Origin of the sequence: Agrobacterium rosae, assembly GCF_002915175.1 — a bacterium.
In the GTDB taxonomy this organism is placed as follows: domain Bacteria; phylum Pseudomonadota; class Alphaproteobacteria; order Rhizobiales; family Rhizobiaceae; genus Agrobacterium; species Agrobacterium rosae.
Map to the genome: position 1 here is coordinate 16,795 of NZ_NXEJ01000001.1, position 19,265 is coordinate 36,059.

Consider the following 19,265-nt stretch of genomic DNA (forward strand, 5'->3'; position numbering starts at 1 on the left):
ACTGTTGATATGACCAAGCAACCCATTCTTTCCGCCCATGGTCTCGTCAAGCGTTATGGCCGCGTGACCGCTCTCGACAATGCGGATTTCGATCTCTATCCGGGCGAAATCCTTGCTGTCATCGGCGACAACGGCGCTGGCAAATCTTCGTTGATCAAGGCTCTTTCGGGCGCTGTGCGCCCTGATGAAGGCGAGATCAGGCTGGATGGCAAGCCGGTGCAGTTCAAAACGCCGCTCGAAGCCCGCGACGCTGGCATCGAGACCGTCTATCAGAACCTTGCGCTTTCACCTGCGCTGTCGATCACGGACAATATGTTCCTGGGGCGTGAGCTCAGAAAGCCTGGTTTTATGGGCACGGTCCTGCGCAAGCTCGACCATGCGGCCATGGACAAGTTTGCCCGCAACAAGCTCTCCGAACTCGGGCTGATGACCATTCAGAACATCAACCAGTCGGTGGAAACACTGTCGGGTGGCCAGCGTCAGGGTGTGGCCGTGGCAAGAGCGGCCGCCTTCGGCTCCAAGGTCGTTATTCTCGACGAACCGACAGCGGCGCTGGGCGTGAAGGAAAGTCGGCGCGTGCTGGAGCTTATTCTGGACGTTCGCTCCCGTGGCATGCCCATCGTGCTTATCTCGCACAACATGCCGCATGTGTTTGAGGTCGCAGACCGCATCCACATTCACCGGCTTGGAAAGCGCCTCTGCGTCATCAACCCAAAGGAATACACGATGTCGGATGCCGTCGCCTTCATGACGGGTGCCAAGGAGCCTCCAAGGGAAACGATCGCCGCATGACTATGACACTCGGTGCGCTGACAGATACTATCGTGCAGCGCGCGTCGGGACATTCCCGCTTCATCGTCGCCATTGCCGGTCCCCCAGGGGCCGGCAAATCCACTTTGGCCGATGCACTTCACGGTGAACTGACTCATCGTGGCGAAAAAGCTGAAGTCCTGCCCATGGACGGGTTCCATATGGACAATGGCATTTTACGTGAGCGCGGCCTTCTTGCCCGTAAAGGCGCTCCTGAGACGTTCGACGTTCGCGGTTTCTTCGATATCGTAACCGCAGTCAGAAAGGCGGATCAGGAGGTTCTGGTGCCGGTTTTTGACCGCTCCCGGGAGATCGCCATTGCATCCGCACGCTCCGTTTCTTCTGAAACGCGGTTCATTTTGGCGGAAGGCAACTATCTTCTATTGAATGAAGAGCCGTGGATTCGGCTGAAAGACAGCTTCGATTTTTCCATTTTCGTCGGGCCGACCGTCGAGGTTTTGGAGCAGCGTTTACGAGATCGCTGGATTGGATACGGGCTGGATGACGCTGGCATTGCCGCGAAACTCTATGAAAACGATCTGCCGAATGGCAAGCGCGTGGTTCAGAATTCGCAAGAGGCGGACATCAAGATCGACATTTGGGAGTAGGGGGCTCTGGCTCCTTGTCCTGCTCCACCCGTGAAATTTCATTCCGATTTTTCAGCGAATGCTGTAGGTCATGGGCCATGACGATTCTGGATGCGGCATGACTGCCAAGGTTTTCCTCACACGGTTGAAACTGAACGCGTTTCGCAATTACGCGGAGGCTTCGTTGCGTCTCGACCAGCGGCACGTTGTGCTGACGGGCGATAATGGTTCTGGCAAGACCAACCTGCTGGAGGCGATTTCCTTTTTGTCGCCGGGGCGAGGTTTGCGTCGTGCGACCCTGTCCGATGTTACGCAGGTGGGCGCGGAAAACATCGGCTTTTCGATCTTTGCCGAGGTGACCGGCATGGATGGCGACGTCGCGATTGGTACCGGTGTCGAGGGCGAAGGTGAGGCTCTTTCGCGCCGATTGCGGCTGAATGGGACGCCGGTTAAATCCGTGGATGAGTTGACCGATCACCTCCGTGTTTTGTGGCTGACGCCCTCCATGGACGGGCTTTTCACCGGCTCCTCGTCTGAACGCCGTCGTTTTCTCGACCGACTGGTTTTGTCGCTCGATCCCAGTCATGGACGCCGTGCCAGTGACTTCGAAAAAGCCATGCGTGGCCGCAATCGCCTGTTGTCAGACGGACGTTTCGACCCGGTGTGGCTTGAAGGCATCGAAAAACAGATGGCAGAACTCGGCATCTCCATGGCGGTTGCGCGCCACGAGATGCTGGGCCTGCTGAGAGCGCTGATCGAGAGCCGCGGCAATGATGCGAATTTCCCGACCGCTTCACTGACTCTGTCTGGATTCATGGATGGTGAATTTCACCGCCCAGCCGTCGATTTGGAAGACGAATATCTCGCGCTGTTGAAGGATAATCGTTACCGCGATGCCGGTGCCGGGCGCACGCTGGATGGGCCGCACCGTGCCGACCTTTACGTCCGCCACGCTGAAAAGGACATGGACGCCGGTCGCTGTTCCACGGGTGAACAGAAAGCTCTGCTTGTCGGGTTGATCCTGGCTCACGCGCAATTGACAGCCAATATGACAGGCCATGCGCCGGTGCTGTTGCTGGATGAGATCGCTGCCCATCTGGATGAAGGCCGCCGCGCCGCCCTGTTCGATCTCATTCACGCACTGGGCGGTCAAAGCTTCATGACCGGAACCGACGCATCGATGTTTTCAGGCTTGCAGGACAGGGCACAGTTTTTCAACGTTTCCGATGGAAGCATCGGATGATAATGCTTACATCCTCGTGAAAATCACCGGAGACGCGATTTTGGATCCCTTGAGCCCAGAGGAAATCGAACGCTACAAACGACATATCCTGTTGCCGGAAATCGGCGGCGTCGGGCAGCAACGGCTGAAAACGGCGAAAGTGCTGGTCATCGGTGCGGGCGGTCTGGGAGCGCCGGTGCTTTACTATCTGGCGGCGGCAGGTGTTGGAACACTCGGTATCATCGATGATGATGTCGTTTCGCTATCCAATCTCCAGCGTCAGGTCATTCATGATACAGGCACGATCGGCGAGCAGAAGACCGAAAGCGCGCGTCGGTCCATCGCGCGGCTCAACCCGCATGTGCGGACACTCCATTTCGAAGAGCGTTTCTCTATTGTCTGGGCACATGATCATCTGAAGTCCTTCGATCTGGTCATCGATGGCTCAGACAATTTCGATACCCGCTATGCCGCAGCGGATGCGGCAGAGACAGCCAAAGTGCCGCTGGTGACGGGGGCGGTGGGACGTTTCGATGGTTCCGTGACCGTTCTCAAGCCGTATGAGACAGGACCGGAGGGCGTACTATTACCCGGCTACCGGGATTTGTTCCCGACGCCTCCGCCGCAGGGCGTGGTGCCGTCTTGCGCCGAAACCGGTATCATTGGAGCGCTAACCGGCGTCATTGGTACGATCATGGCGATGGAAGCGATCAAGCTCATCACGCAGACAGGCGAACCACTGTTGGGACGCTTGCTTCTATACGATGCGCTGGCATCCCGCTTCGACACTGTTCGTTACAAACGCCGACAGGAAAAGGCGTAATGGATATCGTCAGAATCAAACCGAGCTTTGGGCGCTTCGATGAACTGCTGGCGCTGATCCGCTCGTCTTTCGCCTACATGGATGGCGTCATTGATCCTCCATCATCGGCGCATCGCCTGACATCAGAAACGTTGATGCAGAAAGCGAAGGACGAAATTGCCTTCGTGGCGTTTGATGGTGAAGACCTGTTGGGCTGTATTTTCTGCAAACCCGAAGTAACGAGCCTTTACGTCGGCAAGCTTGCAGTGTCTCCAACCGCGCAAGGGCAAGGCGTGGGCCGCGCACTGCTGGCCAAGGCCGAAGACATTGCCTCCAGCTTGGGTCTTACGGCATTGCGGTTGGAAACACGCATCGAGCTGGCTGGAAACCATCAGCGGTTTTCGGCATGGGGCTTTACCAAAACCGCCGAAAACTCCCATCCCGGCTATGACATCATCACCTCTATCGAAATGACCAAACGCCTGGGCTGAAGCTTTTCAGCTGCGCCCCGGCAGCACCCGGTTGGGTGGGCGATGGCCATCATAGAAGGCACGGATGTTGATGATGACCTTGTCACCCATATCGATCCGGCCTTCGATGGTGGCCGAACTCATATGCGGCAAAAGGACCACCTTGCCTTCTTTGGCCAGCTTAATGAGCTTTGGGTTCACGACCGGCTCGTTTTCGAAGACATCCAGACCCGCACCGGCGATCTTGCCGTCCATCAGGCATCGGATGAGGGCTGCTTCGTCGATGATATCTCCGCGTGCCGTGTTGACGATGTAGCTCGTCGGCTGCATCAGCGCCAGATGGCGGGCGGAAATCAGATGGTAGGTTGCGGGGGTTGAGGGGCAGTTGACCGAAACGATATCGACCCGCGCCAACATCTGGTCGAGGCTGTCCCAATAGGTCGCCTCAAGCTCGGCTTCCGTTGCCGGGTTCACGCGCTTGCGGTTGTGATAATGGATGGACAGGCCGAATGCCTTGGCGCGGCGCGCAACGGCGGTGCCAATGCGTCCCATGCCGACGATACCGATGCGCTTGCCGGACAAACGCCGTCCCAACATCCACGTGGGCGACCAGCCGCTCCATTCGTCGGAACCGTTGGCTAACACACGGGTGCCCTCCACCAGTCTGCGCGGAACGGCAAGAACAAGGGCCATGGTCATATCGGCGCTGTCTTCGGTCAGGACGTTCGGTGTGTTGGTAACCGTGATGCCTTTGCGAGCCGCCGCATCCACGTCGATGTGGTCGATGCCATTTGAAAAACCAGCGATCAGTTTCAGTTGCGGGCCAGCCTGATCAATCATCTCTGCCGTGATTCGGTCTGTCACGGTCGGCACCAGAACATCCACCTGCTGCATCGCTGCAACCAGCTCCGCCATCGTACGCGGGGCGTCTTCGATGTTCAGTTCCGCGTCGAACAACTCGCGCATGCGGGTTTCGACCAAATCCGGCAATTTGCGTGTCAAATAGACGGAAGGTCTCTTTTTATTCGTCATCGTCAGCAGGCACCTTGTTCAGAGGTCATTAACCAGAAAGAGCGATAATTTCATTCACCACGGGCGTTTCTACCAGACCCAACGACGAAGACAAACAAATCTCGCATGTCGCAGTCGCAGCCTTTAGAAACGATGACCCCGACCACACTTCTCTATTGCTAAAAAGCAAGGAACGGAAACCGGCATGCGTAGCATTGTTTCGATTATCTGCATTGCATTGTCGCTGGGTTTGATCGACGCCGCAAGCACGCCCGCATATGCGCAGGGTGCAGCCAAGGGCGCAAGCGGCCTGCCGCTGCCACGATTCGTCAGCCTCAAGTCGCGTCGAGTCAACATGCGCATCGGGCCAAGCACGGATTATGCCGTGTCGTGGATGTACATGAAATCGGGCATGCCGGTGGAGATCATCCAGGAATATGAAAACTGGAGACGCATTCGCGATGCGGATGGCACCGAAGGCTGGGTCAACCAAGCGCTTCTATCTGGTGAGCGAACGGCTGTGGCTGCGCCATGGATGCGCGGCAAGGGCAAGGACGTCTTCGTCAACATGCGCCGCGAAGCCCAGTCCGGTGCCGCCGTCATTGCCAGGCTGGAGCCAGGCGTTCAGATCAGCATCGGCGAGTGCAATGGCGATTGGTGCCGGGCCCATGCCGGTCAGGTGACCGGCTGGGTATCTCAGGGTGAAATCTGGGGGGCTTACCCAGGAGAGGCCTTTAAATAAGGCCGTGCTTTTCTGCCAGTGCTTTCAGCGATGACATAGGCCGTGGGCCCACTTGCTGAATGACAGCTGCTGCCGCCAGGCATCCGAGCTTTCCGCTGTCTTCCAGCGAACGGCCCTGCGTGTAGCCATAGAGAAAACCGGACGCAAAAAGGTCGCCTGCACCTGTTGTGTCCACAACGTCAAAAACCGGGTAGGCCTCGACTTTAATGCGCTCTGTGCCGGAAACGATGGTCGCACCTTCTTCACTCATGGTCACGGCTGCGATCTTGCAATCGGCCGCGATCTTCGTCAGCGCCAGCTCGAAGTCGTCGGTTTCGTAGAGCGAGAGCGCTTCTTGCTTGTTGGCAAAAACGATGTCGACGGTGCCGGAGCGCATGAGATCGAGAAACTCATCGCGGTAACGACCAACGCAGAAGCTGTCGGAGAGCGTCATGGAAACTTCACGCCCATTTTCATGGGCAATTCTGGCGCAATCACGAATGGCGTCCTTGGCCTGTGGTGGATCCCACAGGTAACCTTCGAAATAGGTGACCTTTGATTGGGCAACGACTTCTGGTTCGACATCCTCGGGGCCGAGATCGACGCAGGCACCCAGATAGGTGTTCATCGAGCGTTCGCCGTCTTCGGTAACGAAAATCATCGAGCGTGCTGTCGGCGGGAAGGTGCCTTCCGGTTTGGTCTCGAAATAAACGCCTTGGGCACGGATATCATGCTGGAAAATCTCACCGAGCTGATCTTCGGCCACCTTGCCGAAATAGGCTGCGCGCCCACCGAAGTTGGCGATACCCGCTGCCGTATTGCCAGCGCTGCCACCGGATGCTTCGAGCGCCGGGCCCATCAGTGAATAGAGCAGTTCGGCACGCTCGGCATCAATCAGGTTCATTGCGCCCTTGGTGATGCTATTGGTATTGAGAAAAGCATCATCGCAGCGGGAGATGATGTCCACGATGGCGTTGCCAACGGTCAGTACGTCGAATTTTGTCATGTGCCTCTCGTCCGAACCGCATCGACCGATGCGTTATCCAGAACTCGGTCTTAAAGATTTCTGCCGACATGAAAAGCCAAAACCTCATTCTGGAGGGCGTCGGCACACTCTTGTCGTTAATTTTCCGCGTCATGCACCTGTCATGGAGCATTGTTATAGAGTGTGCGTCGCTGTGCCACGGATGTACTGGCGCGGCGTGCGGGATGAAGGCGGGGGCAACCCCGCTTTTTTCTTGCTCTCTTTTTCGTCGCTGTCCGATTGCGGCGAGCCAGGCAAAATCATTTGTTTGCCTGTGCCATATGCGTTAGACCGAACGCACCCCTGCAAGGCCTGCGAAAGTCCTCCCCCATGTATGCTGTCGCCGTCAATGTCGCGCCGATTTTTCTTCTTATCCTGATTGGCTGGCTGACGGTCAAAGCGAAGCTATTCAAGGCGGAAGCTGGCGACGTCCTGAGCGACTTCGTGTTCAAGATTGCGGTCCCGACACTTATTTTTCGCACTCTGGCGGCTGCCGATTTTCACGGTGCGTCACCCTTCAAACTCTGGCTTACCTACTTTACCGGCGTCGCTATCACCTGGGCGGCAGGACAGTTGGTGACGCGCCATGTATTCAAACAGGATCTGCGGGTCGGCGTCATCGCCGGTATCTCATCGGCCTTTGCCAACAATATCTTCATCGGCTTGCCACTTGTCGGTCGCTCCATCGGCAGTGAAGGTATCGTTGCCATTTCCATTCTTCTGGTGGTGCATCTGCCCATCATGATGATTGCAGGGACTATTCTGATGGAGAATGCGACCCACAAGGTCACGGGCGGAGACAAGCGCAGCATGTTCACGGTCTTGAAGCAGGTTGGGCGTAATCTAGCACAAAACCCGCTGGTGATTGCGCTTGTGCTGGGGCTCGGCTTCAACATGATAAACGTGCCGATGCCCACGGTGATGACGACGGTCATTGATCAGATTGCCGGGATGGCGGGACCAGCGGCACTGATTTCTCTTGGTATGGCGCTCACCAAATATCCCATTCGCGGTAATCTGCGCATCGCCATGACGATGACGGCCTTCAAGCTGGTGCTTATGCCAGCCTGTGTCTGGTTGACCGCCCATGCCTTGGGACTGAGCCCGGCATGGACCGCAGCATTGGTTCTGACGTCCTGCGTGCCGACAGGTATCAATTCCTGGCTGCTGGCAAACCGCTTCGGCATCGGCCACAGCATTGCGGCGTCCACGATCAGCATTTCCACCCTGTTTGGTGTGCTGACCGTGTCGTTCTGGGCGTGGTTTCTCAGTTGATTATTTCTGCGCGCTCAGCACCTTGAAGCGCGAGTTGCGGCACACTTCCTGGCTGGAACGGAATTCGGCAGACAAAACTGTCTCATAGGGCATGCCGCGATTGGCGACCAGCAATAGCTTGCCGCCGCTACGCAGAGCAGTAGCGGCAGTTTTGATCAGCGCCTGACCAAGAGCCGGCTCAGATGCCTGTCCGGTTGCGTGGAATGGCGGGTTCATGATGATAAGGTCGTATTTTTCCTTGGGCGGCTCTGCGGCCAGATCCTGCCAGAAGAAACGTGTCGCCAAACGCGGGCAATTTTCCAGCATGTTGGTTTTCGCATATTCCAGCGCATTCCAGTCAGCTTCGAACAAGTCGATGCGTGCCGTGCGCGGTGACTTCTCAGCCAGCATGACGGAGAGATAACCCCAGCCCGCGCCGAAGTCTGCCGCATTGCCATCGAAATCAGCAGGGAAACGCGAAGCCAGAAGTTCCGAGCCACCATCCACACGGTCATGCGAGAACATGCCCGGCAGGGCCGTGAAGCGGTTCTCGATCGTGGCAATTTCCTGCTTGAGCTTGGAAACAGCTGTTGAAACCTCTTCCGGTCTTTTGAACCAAATGGCGACGCCGTGATATTTGGGTGTCGAATCCGCTTCGATGCCCAGTTTCGACAGGGTCTTGCGCAGGGTGACAATGCCGTCTTCCTTGGAACCAGCAGCTACGATCATGCCACCGGCTTTCACACGGCTCAGAGCTTCGGAAACCCGGTTTTCATTTTCACCACGATGCTTGCCGCACAGGATGAGTGCGCTGTCGAAATCCTCGCCGGAAAGGTCGGGTGTGACCTCGGCACCTTGGGCCTGCAACGCGCGGTAAAGCGGACGCTGGCTCTGGACTGCGGTAATCGTGGCATCAAAGCCTTCCAGACGCGGCGCGCCTGCTTCCGCGCCGAGAAACAATACGCGCTCCCCTTGACCGGGTGCGTCAAGCATCTGCGCAGCGAAGGGATGGAACAGGGTTTTAACGGCGTCACGGCTCATGGGGTGGTTCCTAAGGTCAAATAGAAAAAAGGCGCGGGGAAAAGCCCGCGCCTCGATATCGGATAGCGCAAGCCGCCTTATTCGGCAGCTTCGCCTTCGCTCTTCTTCTCAGCCGAAACTTCCTTGCCGGTTGCCTGATCGACAACCTTCATGGACAGGCGAACCTTGCCGCGCTCATCGAAGCCCATCAGCTTGACCCAAACCTTGTCGCCTTCCTTGACGACGTCGGAGGTCTTGGCAACACGGTCGGCTGCCAGCTGCGAGATGTGAACGAGGCCGTCACGTGCACCGAAGAAGTTGACGAATGCACCGAAGTCAGCGGTCTTCACGACCGTGCCTTCGTAGATCAGACCAACTTCAGGCTCTGCAACGATGGAATGAATCCACTTGCGGGCTGCTTCGATTTCCTTGCCCGAGGACGAGGCGATCTTCACGGTGCCATCGTCTTCGATGTTGATCTTCGCGCCGGTCTTTTCGACGATTTCGCGAATGACCTTGCCGCCGGAGCCGATGACTTCACGGATTTTGTCGACCGGAATGTTCATGACTTCGATGCGTGGAGCAAATTCGCCGAGCTGCGAACGGCCTTCGGTTATGGCGTTGGCCATTTCGCCCAGGATGTGCGTACGACCGCCCTTTGCCTGCTCCAGAGCGACCTTCATGATCTCTTCGGTGATACCGGCGATCTTGATGTCCATCTGCAGCGATGTGATGCCGTCGGCAGTACCCGCAACCTTGAAGTCCATATCGCCGAGGTGATCTTCGTCTCCGAGAATGTCGGAGAGAACGGCAAAGCGTTCACCTTCAAGGATCAGGCCCATGGCAATACCGGCCACTGGCTTGGCAAGCGGAACGCCTGCGTCCATCAGAGCGAGCGATGTGCCGCAAACGGTTGCCATTGAGGACGAGCCGTTGGACTCGGTGATCTCGGAGACGACGCGCAGCGTGTAAGGGAACTGTTCGACCGATGGCAGCATCGGGCGGATTGCGCGCCATGCCAGCTTGCCGTGACCGATTTCGCGGCGGCCCGGGGAGCCCATGCGGCCTGTTTCACCAACCGAGTAGGGAGGGAAGTTGTAATGCAGAAGGAAGCGTTCCTTGTACATGCCCGTCAGGCTGTCCACGTACTGCTCGTCTTCGCCGGTGCCGAGTGTGGCAACAACGATGGCCTGGGTTTCGCCGCGTGTGAAGAGCGCCGAACCGTGCGTGCGTGGCAGCATGCCGACTTCAGACACGATCGGGCGAACGGTGGACAGGTCGCGACCGTCGATGCGGCTCTTGGTGTCCAGAATGTTCCAGCGAACGATCTTCGCCTGAATGTGCTTGAAAACAGCGCCGATGACTTCGTTGGTGTACTTAGGTTCTGCACCTTCTGGGAAGAAGTGCGCCTTGACCTTGGCCTTGACGGCGTCGACTGCGTTGTAACGGGCAGCTTTTTCAGTGATCTTGTAGGCGTCGCGCAGTTCAGCTTCGGCAAGGCCGAGCATTTCTGTTTCGAGAGCGGAGAAATCTTCCGGCTCGAATTCGCGTGGTTCCTTGGCAGCAACTTCAGCCAGCTTGATGATGGCGTCGATGACCGGCTGGAAACCGCGATGACCGAACATCACAGCACCGAGCATGATCTCTTCGTTGAGTTCCTTGGCTTCCGATTCGACCATCAGGACGGCGTCCTGCGTGCCGGCAACGACCAGATCCAGAACCGACTCGTCCATCTCGTCGAGATGCGGGTTCAGAACATATTCGCCGTTGATGTAGCCGACGCGCGCGCCGCCGACTGGGCCCATGAAAGGAACGCCAGACAGTGTCAGGGCAGCAGAGGCCGCGACCATCGACAATACGTCCGGGTCATTTTCGAGGTCGTGCTGAATGACGGTGACGACAACCTGTGTGTCGTTCTTATAGCCTTCAGGAAACAGCGGGCGGATCGGGCGGTCGATCAGACGGGAAACCAGAGTTTCCTTTTCGGAAGGACGACCTTCGCGCTTGAAATAGCCACCGGGTATCTTGCCGGCTGCGTAGGTCTTTTCCTGGTAGTTGACGGTCAGCGGGAAGAAATCCTGACCGGGCTTTGGCGACTTTGCGGAAACGACGGTCGCAAGAACCATTGTCTCGCCGTAGGTTGCGATAACCGCACCATCGGCCTGACGGGCAACTTTGCCTGTCTCAAGTCTTAAAGGGCGGCCTGCCCATTCGATTTCGACGGAATGTTGATTGAACATATCTTGTCCTTAAAAGAAGCCTCGGTTCTCACATCGAAGGAAAACACGCGGGCTTTAACACGTCACGGGCAAGACAGCTGGAGGCTTTGGAGCGGCATATCCATCGATATGCGGTGACGCGGTTCAGCGTAACAAAAGCATCCGGCAATCCTGCCCCATGACAGGTCATCGGTTTATTTCAGATGGCACCGGCCCATCCGGCCCATCTTCGTTTTCGGCGTCCTGTTAAGGACTGCCATAAGAAAACCGGCGGAAATTTCTTATCGAAACCCGCCGGGATTTGTTTTTAGCGGCGAATGCCGAGGGCACCGATCAGCTTGGTGTAACGGCTTTCGTCCTTCTTCTTGACGTAGTCGAGAAGCGAACGGCGGCTGGAAACCATGGTCAGAAGGCCACGACGCGAGTGGTTGTCCTTCTTGTGATCTTTGAAGTGGCCTGTCAGGTTGTTGATCCGTTCGGTCAAAATTGCGACCTGAACTTCCGGCGAACCGGTATCACCTTCCTTGATGGCATATTCCTTGATGAGGGCGGCTTTGCGCTCTGCAGTAATCGACATCGGACGATCCTTTCTATTTAAGGAAAAACGGGACGCCAAGCACCGGGATGTCGTCCAGCACTGGCCATTCATTAGCGCGGGCGCTGCCCAAGCTGCCGCTGCCTATAAACCAATTGGTCTATAAAGGAAAGAGGCGATTACCACCGCCCCTTTCAGCCTATCAGTCGTTCGACGTTTTAGCCGAAAACGCGTTTGGGACGGAATTCGCCTTCTGCGATGTCGCCAATGGCAACCAGCTTACCGCGCGCGGTGGCATAGGCATCCGTTTCCTGCGTCGGCGCATCGCGGCCGCGTAACAGAATAGGGTTGCCCATTTTCAGCCGATGGGCCTGGTCATCGTTGATGATGAGGTGAGGCAGGGATGAGAGGGCTTCAGACGTATCGATCAGATAGGCATCAAGTGCTGCCAGTCTCTCGTCCCGGTCTTCGATGGCCTCGAATTCGACCAGCTTTTCAAGCGGAACCATCGCGTCTTCCGCAAAGGGTGCGACCATGGAACGGCGGAGCTGCGAAATGAAGCCATAGCAGCCGAGATCACGGCCGAGATCGCGCGCCAACGCACGGACATAGGTGCCTTTTCCGCATTCCACTTCGAAATGTGCAGTATCGGCATCCGGGCAGGCGAGGAGGGTGATGCGGTGAATTTCAACTTCGCGCGCTGGAATTTCGACCGCTTCGCCGCTGCGGGCAAGATCATAAGCCCGCTCACCGGCAATCTTGATGGCCGAAAACTGCGGCGGGGTCTGAAATATGGTGCCGGTATAGTTGGGCAGCAAATCCCGGATCGCCTGTTCAGCAGGACGGTTGGTCGATGAGTTCAGAACATCGCCTTCCATATCGTCGGTGGTACGTTCTTCGCCCCAGGTGACCGTAAACTCATAGATTTTACGGCCATCCATGACATAAGGAACGGTCTTGGTAGCATCACCCAACGCAATCGGCAGCATGCCGGAAGCCAAAGGGTCAAGCGTTCCGGCGTGTCCGGCCTTCTGGGCGTTGAACAGCCATTTGATCTTCGAGACGGCTTCAGTCGAGCCGAAATCGAAAGGCTTGTCGAGGATGATCCAGCCGGAAATCGGCCGTCCCTTGGGTTTACGATTTTGCTGTTTACGTGGTTTGGACATGCTTCAATTCTGTTCGTCGTCTTTATCGTTTGAAGGTCCCAGATCGCGCTGTACCTCCGGCGAGCGCAGGAGCGCGTCGATCTTCTTGTAATTGTCGAAGCTGGTATCGTCGCGGAAACGCAGTTCCGGCACATATTTCAGCTGCCGCAAATTTGGGCCGAGCCGACCACGAAGAAACTTGGCGTGGCGGTTCAATGCTGTGATCGTATCGGTGTGGTCGTCAACGCCAATCGGCGTCACATAGGCGGTTGCGATTTTGAGGTCGGTCGACATGCGCACTTCCGAAACGGAAATCACCGTCTTTTCGATCAGATCGTCATTCACTTCTCCGCGCTGTAGAATCTGAGTGATCGCAGCGCGCACCTGTTCGCCAACACGCAGCATGCGTTGCGAGGGAGCGGATGATGTTACTTTTGCCATTTTTATCAAGCCTCAAACAGAGCGAGCGCCGGTTAAGCCGGCGCCCGACAGTTTTCTTGTGTTGCGGCGAAACGCTTAGAGCGTTCTGGTGATGTGCTCTACGCGGAAGCACTCGATGGTATCGCCCGCACGGATGTCTTCGTAGTTCTCGAACGCCATACCGCACTCCTGACCGACCGGCACTTCGCCGACTTCGTCCTTGAAGCGCTTGAGCGTCTTGAGCTTGCCTTCGTGGATGACGACGTTGTCGCGCACCAGACGAACACCAGCACCACGTTCCACCTTGCCTTCGACCACACGGCAACCGGCAACCTTGCCGACCTTGGTGATGTTGAAGACTTCCAGGATTTCGGCGTTGCCGAGGAAGGTCTCGCGACGTTCCGGAGACAGAAGGCCCGACATTGCCGACTTCACGTCATCCACCAGATCGTAGATGATGTTGTAGTAGCGAATTTCGATCCCAGCCCGTTCAGCCGCCTGACGTGCTTGCACGTTGGCACGAACGTTGAAGCCGATGATGGCCGCGTTCGATGCTTCGGCGAGCGAAATATCCGACTCTGTGATGCCACCGGCACCCGAGTGAATGATGCGAGCGCGAACTTCGTCCGTGCCGAGCTTGTCCAGCGAACCGATAATCGCTTCGATGGAACCCTGCACGTCGCCCTTGATGAGCAGAGGGAAGTCCTTGCGGCCTGTCGACTGCAACTGCGTCATCATCTGTTCGAGCGAGCCGCGCTGACCGGTCTGACGGGCAACAGCCTTATCGCGGGTCAAACGCTGACGGTATTCTGCGATTTCGCGAGCACGGCTCTCGTTTTCAACAACCGCGAAGCGATCACCGGCAGACGGTGTACCGGAGAGACCGAGAACCTCGACCGGCATGGCCGGACCGGCTTCCTTGACGTGTTCACCCTTGTCATTGACGAGGGCGCGAACACGGCCCCACTGGTCGCCGGCCACGATGATCTGGCCCGGACGCAAGACGCCCTTCTGAACCAGAATGGTAGCAACGGAACCACGGCCACGATCAAGCTGAGCTTCGATGACCGTACCTTCAGCCGTGCGGCTCAAGTTAGCCTTCAGGTCGAGAATTTCGGCCTGGAGAAGAACGGCTTCGAGAAGCTTGTCGAGGTTGAGCTTGTTCTTGGCGGAGACTTCCACGTCAAGAACTTCACCGCCCATGGATTCCACGAACACTTCGTGCTGCAACAGCTGCTGACGAACCTTTTCAGGGTTTGCCTCGTGCTTGTCGATCTTGTTGATCGCGACGATGATCGGCACACCAGCGGCTTTCGCGTGGTTGATCGATTCAATCGTCTGCGGCATCACGCTGTCATCGGCTGCAACCACCAGAATGGCGATGTCGGTTGCCTGTGCACCACGAGCACGCATGGCCGTAAAGGCGGCGTGACCGGGGGTGTCGATGAAGGTGATCTTGTGACCGTTCTTTTCGACCTGATATGCACCGATATGCTGGGTGATGCCACCGGCTTCACCTGAAACGACGCTGGTCTGACGGATAGCGTCGAGCAGCGATGTCTTGCCGTGGTCGACGTGACCCATGATGGTGACGACAGGAGGACGCGAAACCAGTTCGCCGCCGCCATCTTCGTCCGAGACGTTGAAGATGCCTTCTTCGATGTCGGATTCAGACACGCGCTTGACGGTGTGGCCGAATTCGCCAGCGATGATTTCAGCCAGATCGGCGTCGATGACGTCGCCCGGCTTCATCATCTGACCTTCCTTCATCAGATACTTGATCACATCGACAGCCCGTTCGGACATACGCTGCGACAGTTCCTGAATGGTGATGGTCTCAGGCAGAATAACTTCGCGCATGACCTTTTCGCGCGTTTCCTGCATCTGGCCGCGACGGAATTTTTCCTGACGACGGCGCATGGCAGAGAGCGAGCGGCCACGGGCCTGACCGTCTTCTTCCAGATTGGACGTAACGGTCAGCTTGCCACGACGGCGCTCTTCTTCCGTCTTGAGGCGAGCGGCAGGCTTGGCCGGAACCGGCGCTGTGATCTTGCCGCGAACCGGTACGCCGGTACGGCGAGCGCCGCGATCGTCTTCTTCTTCGCCAGCGCGGCGGCCACGTGGGCCAGCGCTGTCGATCGGTGTCGGGGCAGCAGGTGCCGTGCGTGTCGTCTGAGGACGCGCATCTGGACGACCGGTGCTGGCAGGCGTTCTGCTGGCGGCCGGTGCCGGTGTAATCTCGGCCGGTGCCTGAACTGGAGCGGGTGCCGGTGCCGTCTTGGCGGCGAGGGCTTCCTCAGCGGCGCGGCGCGCAGCCTCTTCCTTTTCGGCCACGGCACGGGCTTCGTCTTCTACCTTGCGGCGTGCTTCGTCTTCGGCGCGCTGCTTGGCTTCAATGATGTCGCGAGCCTGAGCTTCTGCAAGAGCCCGACGGCGTGCATCCATTTCGCCAGCCGAAAGGTCATGCAGGACGGCACCACGTGGGCGGTCCGGCTGACGCTGTGGCTGCGAAGACGGCGCAGAGCGATTCTGATTGTTGTTATTGTTCTGGTTGCCAGACTGGTAAGGCCGCTGCGACTGAGGCTGCTGCGGGCGCTGTGCTGCTGCGGGCGTTGCAGCAGGTGCTGCCGGCCGGGCAGGCTGCGGCGCTGCCGTCACCGTTGGCGTAATGGGCTTTTCGTCTTCAGGACGCAATGGGCGGCGTTTGCGTGTCTCCACGACAACCGCGTTGGTGCGACCACGACCCATATCCTGACGCACAGTTCCCGTCGACGCTCCGCTCGGCTTGAGGGTGAGAGTCTTCTTGGGCTGTGCGTTGAGTGTCTTGTCGTCGTTGTTCTCGGTCATTCCGTTCCCGTTCCTTCGGACGAGAGCCGGATGACATTCATCAGGCCCTGTCTTTAACTAGCTGCATCCGAACGCGGTGGCGGATATCGTCCGATGACCGCGTCATTGTTCTGTCCGGGCAGCGTCTAAATCCGCTTGAGGTTGATCGCCATTGCGATACCGCTCGAGCATCTTTGCGCGCTTCACTACACCTTCACCCGCCTGCCCTGCAAGCACGCAAGCATGGATAAAAGCATTCTGGCCCATCAGTTCGTCCATTTCCTGCTCACTGAAGAGCCGAAAGGACGGTATTTCAGTCTCGGCACCTGAGCCGAGCGTCCAGGCCTTGCGGGCCTGATTTATCTTTCTCACGCCATCAGGCGCTGCATCCGTGGCGTGAAACACCGCAATGGCCTTTCCCGAACGCACGGCGGCATCGACTTTCGTAGCGCCGGAGATGAACTGACTAGCCTTGCGGGCCATGCTGATCATTCCGGCCAGTTGCTGTGCCATCAGCCGGTCCATCATATCCAGAAGGTCCGGTCCGGCTTTCACATCCGTCTTCAAGGCGCGCGCGAAAAGCTTCTTCGCGATGGCCTTTTCGATCAGGGCGCGCTCGGGTGTGACCCAGCAACCGCGCCCCGGCAATTGGCGTTTCAGATCCGGAACCACACTCTGGTCCGGGCCTGCGACAAAGCGGATCAGCTCATCTGGCGATCCGATTTGCCGTGTCACAATGCACATCCGCTCGCTTGCGGTACCTTCGAACTGCTCGTCATCGAACAGTTCGTCCGGCTGATGCGCTTGCGACATCATTCCTGTTCGGCGGTATCCGCCTCCTCGGTCGCTGCTGCTTCCTGCTGTGCGGCAAGATCTTCAGCTGTGATCCAGCCAGCCAGAAGGCGAGCCTGAACGATCATGTTTTCAGCTTCAACGCGCGACACGTCGAGTTTGGAGAACGTGCCTTCGAACTTCTTTGTCTCGCCGTCCTTGCGTTCGCTCCAGCCAACCAGATCGTCGGCGGCGCAGCCTGCAAAGTCTTCGATGTTCTTGACGCCTTCTTCGCCCAGCGCGACCAGCATCTGCGATGTCAGGCCGTCGATCTGGCGCAGTTCGTCGGAAACACCGAGTTCCTTGCGCTTTGCGTCCATTTCGGTCTCGATACGCTCGAGATACTCCTTGGCGCGGGTCTGGATTTCAACGGCTGTGTCTTCATCGAAACCGTCGATGGACGAAATTTCGCTCAAGTCCACATAGGCCAGTTCTTCGACCTGCGCGAAGCCTTCGGATGCCAGAACCTGGCCGACCATCTCGTCCACATCCAGGGCTTCCATGAAGATGCCGGTGCGTTCGTTGAATTCCTTCTGGCGGCGCTCGGACTCTTCGGCTTCCGTCATGATGTCGATGTCCCAGCCGGTCAGCTGCGATGCCAGGCGTACGTTCTGGCCGCGACGACCGATGGCCAGCGACAGCTGTTCATCGGGAACGACGACTTCGATACGCTCTGCCTCTTCATCGAGAACGACCTTGGAAACTTCAGCAGGCTGAAGGGCGTTGACGATGAAGGATGCCGGGTCCTGGGACCAAGGGATGATGTCGATCTTTTCGCCTTGGAGCTCGCCGACAACGGCCTGAACACGCGAACCACGCATACCGACGCAAGCGCCGACCGGATCGATCGAGCTGTCGTTGGAGATAACGGCGATCTTGGCGCGCGAACCTGGGTCGCGGGCAACCGACTTGATCTGGATGATGCCGTCGTAGATTTCAGGCACTTCCATGGTGAAGAGCTTGACCATGAACTGCGGATGCGTACGCGACAGGAAAATCTGCGGGCCGCGCTGTTCGCGGCGCACGTCGTAGACGAAGGCACGAACGCGGTCGCCGTAACGCAGGTTTTCCCGAGGAATCATCTCGTCACGACGGATGATGCCTTCACCACGACCGAGATCGACGATGACGTTGCCATATTCGACGCGCTTGACGGTGCCGTTGATGATTTCGCCGATGCGGTCCTTGAACTCGTCATACTGGCGGTCACGCTCGGCTTCACGAACCTTCTGGACGATGACCTGCTTGGCGGACTGTGCGGCAATACGACCGAAATCCATTGGCGGCAGCGGATCGGCAATGTAATCGCCGATCTTGGCGTCGACGTTACGGTCGCGGGCCAGCTCCAGCGGAATTTGTGTGCCGTAGTCTTCGGCCTTTTCCACCACTTCGAGCAGACGCTGCAAGCGGATTTCACCCGTCTTGGAGTTGATGTCAGCGCGAATATTGGTCTCGGAACCATAACGAGAGCGGGCAGCCTTCTGGATGGCGTCAGCCATCGCGGCGAGCACGATTTCGCGGTCGATGACCTTTTCTCGTGCAACAGCATCGGCGATCTGCAGAAGCTCAAGCCGGTTAGCACTCACTGCCATGTTTTTGTCTCCGTAATTCGCAAGTTGCGTTCTGCCCGTGTGTCAGGGCTTACGTGGTAATTAGAATTAGTCTTCGTCTGCTTCTTCGTTCTGGTTGGCAGCGGCTGCGGCCTTGGCCTGCTTATCCGCCTTCAACGCGTCACGAATGAGGTCATCCGTCAAAACCAGCTTGGCATCCGAAAGCGTGTTGAACGGGATCAGAACCACAGGCTCCTCACCATAGGCGATCTGGTCACGTTCAAGCTTGAAGCCGTCAGCTTCGATCTCAGCGATCTTGCCACGGAAGCGCTTGCGGTTGTCCACCAGGATCGATGTCTCGATCTTGACAATATGGCCCTGCCAGCGAGCGAAATCCGTCTTGCGCACCATCGGCCGATCGATGCCGGGCGACGACACTTCAAGATGATACGCCTTCTCGACGGGATCTTCCACATCAAGAACAGGTGAAATGGCCAGCGAGACCGCTTCGCAATCCTGAACGGTCATGGTGCCGTCTTCGCGCTCCGCCATCACCTGCAATGTCGAACCGTTCTGGTTGGAGAGGCGAACCCTGACCAGCAGAAAGCCCATGCCAGTCAACACCGGCTCGATGATTTCTGCGATGCGCTGGTCCACGCCTGTTTCGGTTATCAGTCTTGGTTCGGCTTCAGCCATTCTGGTCTTCCGGTCTTTATGTCTAACCGGAAACGCTTTGCACCGGTTTTAGGGCGCCTAACGAAAAAGAGCGGAGCCTTTCGGCCCCACTCTTCATCAGACGATCAAGAATTTGATTGCAC

The 19,265-nt window shown here is 57.5% G+C and carries 18 protein-coding genes; 7 read left to right on the forward strand and 11 right to left on the reverse strand.

Features of this window, described 5'->3' with window-relative positions; genetic code table 11:
* Positions 1 to 9 precede the first annotated feature (9 nt).
* The 5 genes from CPJ18_RS00105 to CPJ18_RS00125 all read left to right on the forward strand — a co-directional run bounded on the left by CPJ18_RS00105 (position 10) and on the right by CPJ18_RS00125 (position 3,912).
* Positions 10 to 792 (forward strand): ATP-binding cassette domain-containing protein, encoded by a 783-nt coding sequence (locus CPJ18_RS00105; protein WP_103656892.1) that lies wholly within the window; start codon positions 10 to 12, stop codon positions 790 to 792.
* A complete protein-coding gene (locus tag CPJ18_RS00110) occupies positions 789 to 1,418 on the forward strand; it encodes a nucleoside triphosphate hydrolase (RefSeq protein WP_103656555.1) in 630 nt (209 codons plus the stop codon). The genes CPJ18_RS00105 and CPJ18_RS00110 overlap by 4 nt, the downstream gene beginning before the upstream one ends.
* A gap of 97 nt (positions 1,419 to 1,515) precedes the next feature.
* Complete coding sequence (gene recF / locus CPJ18_RS00115; RefSeq protein ID WP_103656893.1) at positions 1,516 to 2,640, forward strand: DNA replication/repair protein RecF; 1,125 nt, start codon at positions 1,516 to 1,518, stop codon at positions 2,638 to 2,640.
* Positions 2,641 to 2,680: 40 nt separating this feature from the next.
* Complete coding sequence (locus tag CPJ18_RS00120; protein WP_103656894.1) at positions 2,681 to 3,442, forward strand: molybdopterin-synthase adenylyltransferase MoeB; 762 nt, start codon at positions 2,681 to 2,683, stop codon at positions 3,440 to 3,442.
* The gene (locus CPJ18_RS00125; RefSeq protein ID WP_103656556.1) at positions 3,442 to 3,912 is read left to right on the forward strand and encodes a GNAT family N-acetyltransferase; all 471 of its coding nucleotides are present in this window, start codon (positions 3,442 to 3,444) and stop codon (positions 3,910 to 3,912) included. Before CPJ18_RS00120 ends, CPJ18_RS00125 begins: the two co-directional genes overlap by 1 nt.
* A 6-nt stretch (positions 3,913 to 3,918) precedes the next feature.
* On the opposite strand, the gene CPJ18_RS00130 is transcribed toward CPJ18_RS00125, so the two are convergent.
* A complete protein-coding gene (locus CPJ18_RS00130) occupies positions 3,919 to 4,923 on the reverse strand; it encodes a 2-hydroxyacid dehydrogenase (RefSeq protein ID WP_103656557.1) in 1,005 nt (334 codons plus the stop codon).
* Positions 4,924 to 5,107: 184 nt separating this feature from the next.
* Here CPJ18_RS00130 and CPJ18_RS00135 point away from each other — a divergent pair, with 184 nt between their 5' ends.
* The gene (locus tag CPJ18_RS00135) at positions 5,108 to 5,644 is read left to right on the forward strand and encodes an SH3 domain-containing protein (protein WP_077101952.1); all 537 of its coding nucleotides are present in this window, start codon (positions 5,108 to 5,110) and stop codon (positions 5,642 to 5,644) included.
* On the opposite strand, the gene CPJ18_RS00140 is transcribed toward CPJ18_RS00135, so the two are convergent.
* Entirely contained in the window at positions 5,637 to 6,629 is a 993-nt protein-coding gene (locus CPJ18_RS00140; RefSeq protein WP_077101954.1) for an adenosine kinase, read from the reverse strand. The two genes, CPJ18_RS00135 and CPJ18_RS00140, sit on opposite strands and share 8 nt — an antisense overlap.
* 348 nt (positions 6,630 to 6,977) lie before the next feature.
* On the opposite strand from CPJ18_RS00140, the gene CPJ18_RS00145 reads away from it, so the two are divergent.
* On the forward strand, positions 6,978 to 7,922 hold the full coding sequence (locus CPJ18_RS00145) for an AEC family transporter (RefSeq protein WP_103656558.1): 945 nt from the start codon (positions 6,978 to 6,980) through the stop codon (positions 7,920 to 7,922).
* Here the strand turns inward: CPJ18_RS00145 and CPJ18_RS00150 are convergent, their stop codons facing one another.
* The 9 genes from CPJ18_RS00150 to rimP all read right to left on the reverse strand — a co-directional run bounded on the left by CPJ18_RS00150 (position 7,923) and on the right by rimP (position 19,143).
* On the reverse strand, positions 7,923 to 8,942 hold the full coding sequence (locus tag CPJ18_RS00150) for a class I SAM-dependent methyltransferase (protein ID WP_103656559.1): 1,020 nt from the start codon (positions 8,940 to 8,942) through the stop codon (positions 7,923 to 7,925). It lies immediately after the preceding gene.
* Positions 8,943 to 9,019: 77 nt separating this feature from the next.
* Entirely contained in the window at positions 9,020 to 11,161 is a 2,142-nt protein-coding gene (gene pnp / locus CPJ18_RS00155) for a polyribonucleotide nucleotidyltransferase (RefSeq protein ID WP_103656560.1), read from the reverse strand.
* Positions 11,162 to 11,447: 286 nt separating this feature from the next.
* Entirely contained in the window at positions 11,448 to 11,717 is a 270-nt protein-coding gene (gene rpsO, locus CPJ18_RS00160; RefSeq protein WP_067649741.1) for a 30S ribosomal protein S15, read from the reverse strand.
* Positions 11,718 to 11,893: 176 nt separating this feature from the next.
* Positions 11,894 to 12,841, reverse strand: a complete 948-nt coding sequence (gene truB / locus CPJ18_RS00165; protein ID WP_103656561.1) for a tRNA pseudouridine(55) synthase TruB — start codon at positions 12,839 to 12,841, stop codon at positions 11,894 to 11,896.
* Positions 12,842 to 12,844: 3 nt separating this feature from the next.
* The gene (rbfA, locus tag CPJ18_RS00170) at positions 12,845 to 13,261 is read right to left on the reverse strand and encodes a 30S ribosome-binding factor RbfA (protein WP_067649736.1); all 417 of its coding nucleotides are present in this window, start codon (positions 13,259 to 13,261) and stop codon (positions 12,845 to 12,847) included.
* Between the two features lie 75 nt (positions 13,262 to 13,336).
* Positions 13,337 to 16,087 (reverse strand): translation initiation factor IF-2, encoded by a 2,751-nt coding sequence (gene infB / locus CPJ18_RS00175; RefSeq protein WP_103656562.1) that lies wholly within the window; start codon positions 16,085 to 16,087, stop codon positions 13,337 to 13,339.
* 102 nt (positions 16,088 to 16,189) lie between these two features.
* On the reverse strand, positions 16,190 to 16,882 hold the full coding sequence (locus CPJ18_RS00180) for an RNA-binding protein (RefSeq protein WP_103656563.1): 693 nt from the start codon (positions 16,880 to 16,882) through the stop codon (positions 16,190 to 16,192).
* Complete coding sequence (nusA, locus tag CPJ18_RS00185; protein ID WP_103656564.1) at positions 16,879 to 18,489, reverse strand: transcription termination factor NusA; 1,611 nt, start codon at positions 18,487 to 18,489, stop codon at positions 16,879 to 16,881. Before nusA ends, CPJ18_RS00180 begins: the two co-directional genes overlap by 4 nt.
* Positions 18,490 to 18,555: 66 nt before the next feature.
* On the reverse strand, positions 18,556 to 19,143 hold the full coding sequence (gene rimP, locus CPJ18_RS00190) for a ribosome maturation factor RimP (protein ID WP_077101969.1): 588 nt from the start codon (positions 19,141 to 19,143) through the stop codon (positions 18,556 to 18,558).
* Between the last annotated feature and the right edge of the window lie 122 nt (positions 19,144 to 19,265).

What these genes read in the sequence shown, in the direction of transcription:
- rbfA (WP_067649736.1), bottom strand. Translation starts at nt 13,261, where the DNA reads ATGGCAAAAGTAACATCATCCGCTCCCTCGCAACGCATGCTGCGTGTT.
- CPJ18_RS00125 (WP_103656556.1), top strand. Translation starts at nt 3,442, where the DNA reads ATGGATATCGTCAGAATCAAACCGAGCTTTGGGCGCTTCGATGAACTG.
- CPJ18_RS00135 (WP_077101952.1), top strand. Translation starts at nt 5,108, where the DNA reads ATGCGTAGCATTGTTTCGATTATCTGCATTGCATTGTCGCTGGGTTTG.
- truB (WP_103656561.1), bottom strand. Translation starts at nt 12,841, where the DNA reads ATGTCCAAACCACGTAAACAGCAAAATCGTAAACCCAAGGGACGGCCG.
- rpsO (WP_067649741.1), bottom strand. Translation starts at nt 11,717, where the DNA reads ATGTCGATTACTGCAGAGCGCAAAGCCGCCCTCATCAAGGAATATGCC.
- pnp (WP_103656560.1), bottom strand. Translation starts at nt 11,161, where the DNA reads ATGTTCAATCAACATTCCGTCGAAATCGAATGGGCAGGCCGCCCTTTA.
- recF (WP_103656893.1), top strand. Translation starts at nt 1,516, where the DNA reads ATGACTGCCAAGGTTTTCCTCACACGGTTGAAACTGAACGCGTTTCGC.
- CPJ18_RS00105 (WP_103656892.1), top strand. Translation starts at nt 10, where the DNA reads ATGACCAAGCAACCCATTCTTTCCGCCCATGGTCTCGTCAAGCGTTAT.
- CPJ18_RS00110 (WP_103656555.1), top strand. Translation starts at nt 789, where the DNA reads ATGACTATGACACTCGGTGCGCTGACAGATACTATCGTGCAGCGCGCG.
- CPJ18_RS00130 (WP_103656557.1), bottom strand. Translation starts at nt 4,923, where the DNA reads ATGACGAATAAAAAGAGACCTTCCGTCTATTTGACACGCAAATTGCCG.
- infB (WP_103656562.1), bottom strand. Translation starts at nt 16,087, where the DNA reads ATGACCGAGAACAACGACGACAAGACACTCAACGCACAGCCCAAGAAG.
- CPJ18_RS00145 (WP_103656558.1), top strand. Translation starts at nt 6,978, where the DNA reads ATGTATGCTGTCGCCGTCAATGTCGCGCCGATTTTTCTTCTTATCCTG.
- CPJ18_RS00150 (WP_103656559.1), bottom strand. Translation starts at nt 8,942, where the DNA reads ATGAGCCGTGACGCCGTTAAAACCCTGTTCCATCCCTTCGCTGCGCAG.
- nusA (WP_103656564.1), bottom strand. Translation starts at nt 18,489, where the DNA reads ATGGCAGTGAGTGCTAACCGGCTTGAGCTTCTGCAGATCGCCGATGCT.
- CPJ18_RS00180 (WP_103656563.1), bottom strand. Translation starts at nt 16,882, where the DNA reads ATGATGTCGCAAGCGCATCAGCCGGACGAACTGTTCGATGACGAGCAG.
- CPJ18_RS00140 (WP_077101954.1), bottom strand. Translation starts at nt 6,629, where the DNA reads ATGACAAAATTCGACGTACTGACCGTTGGCAACGCCATCGTGGACATC.
- rimP (WP_077101969.1), bottom strand. Translation starts at nt 19,143, where the DNA reads ATGGCTGAAGCCGAACCAAGACTGATAACCGAAACAGGCGTGGACCAG.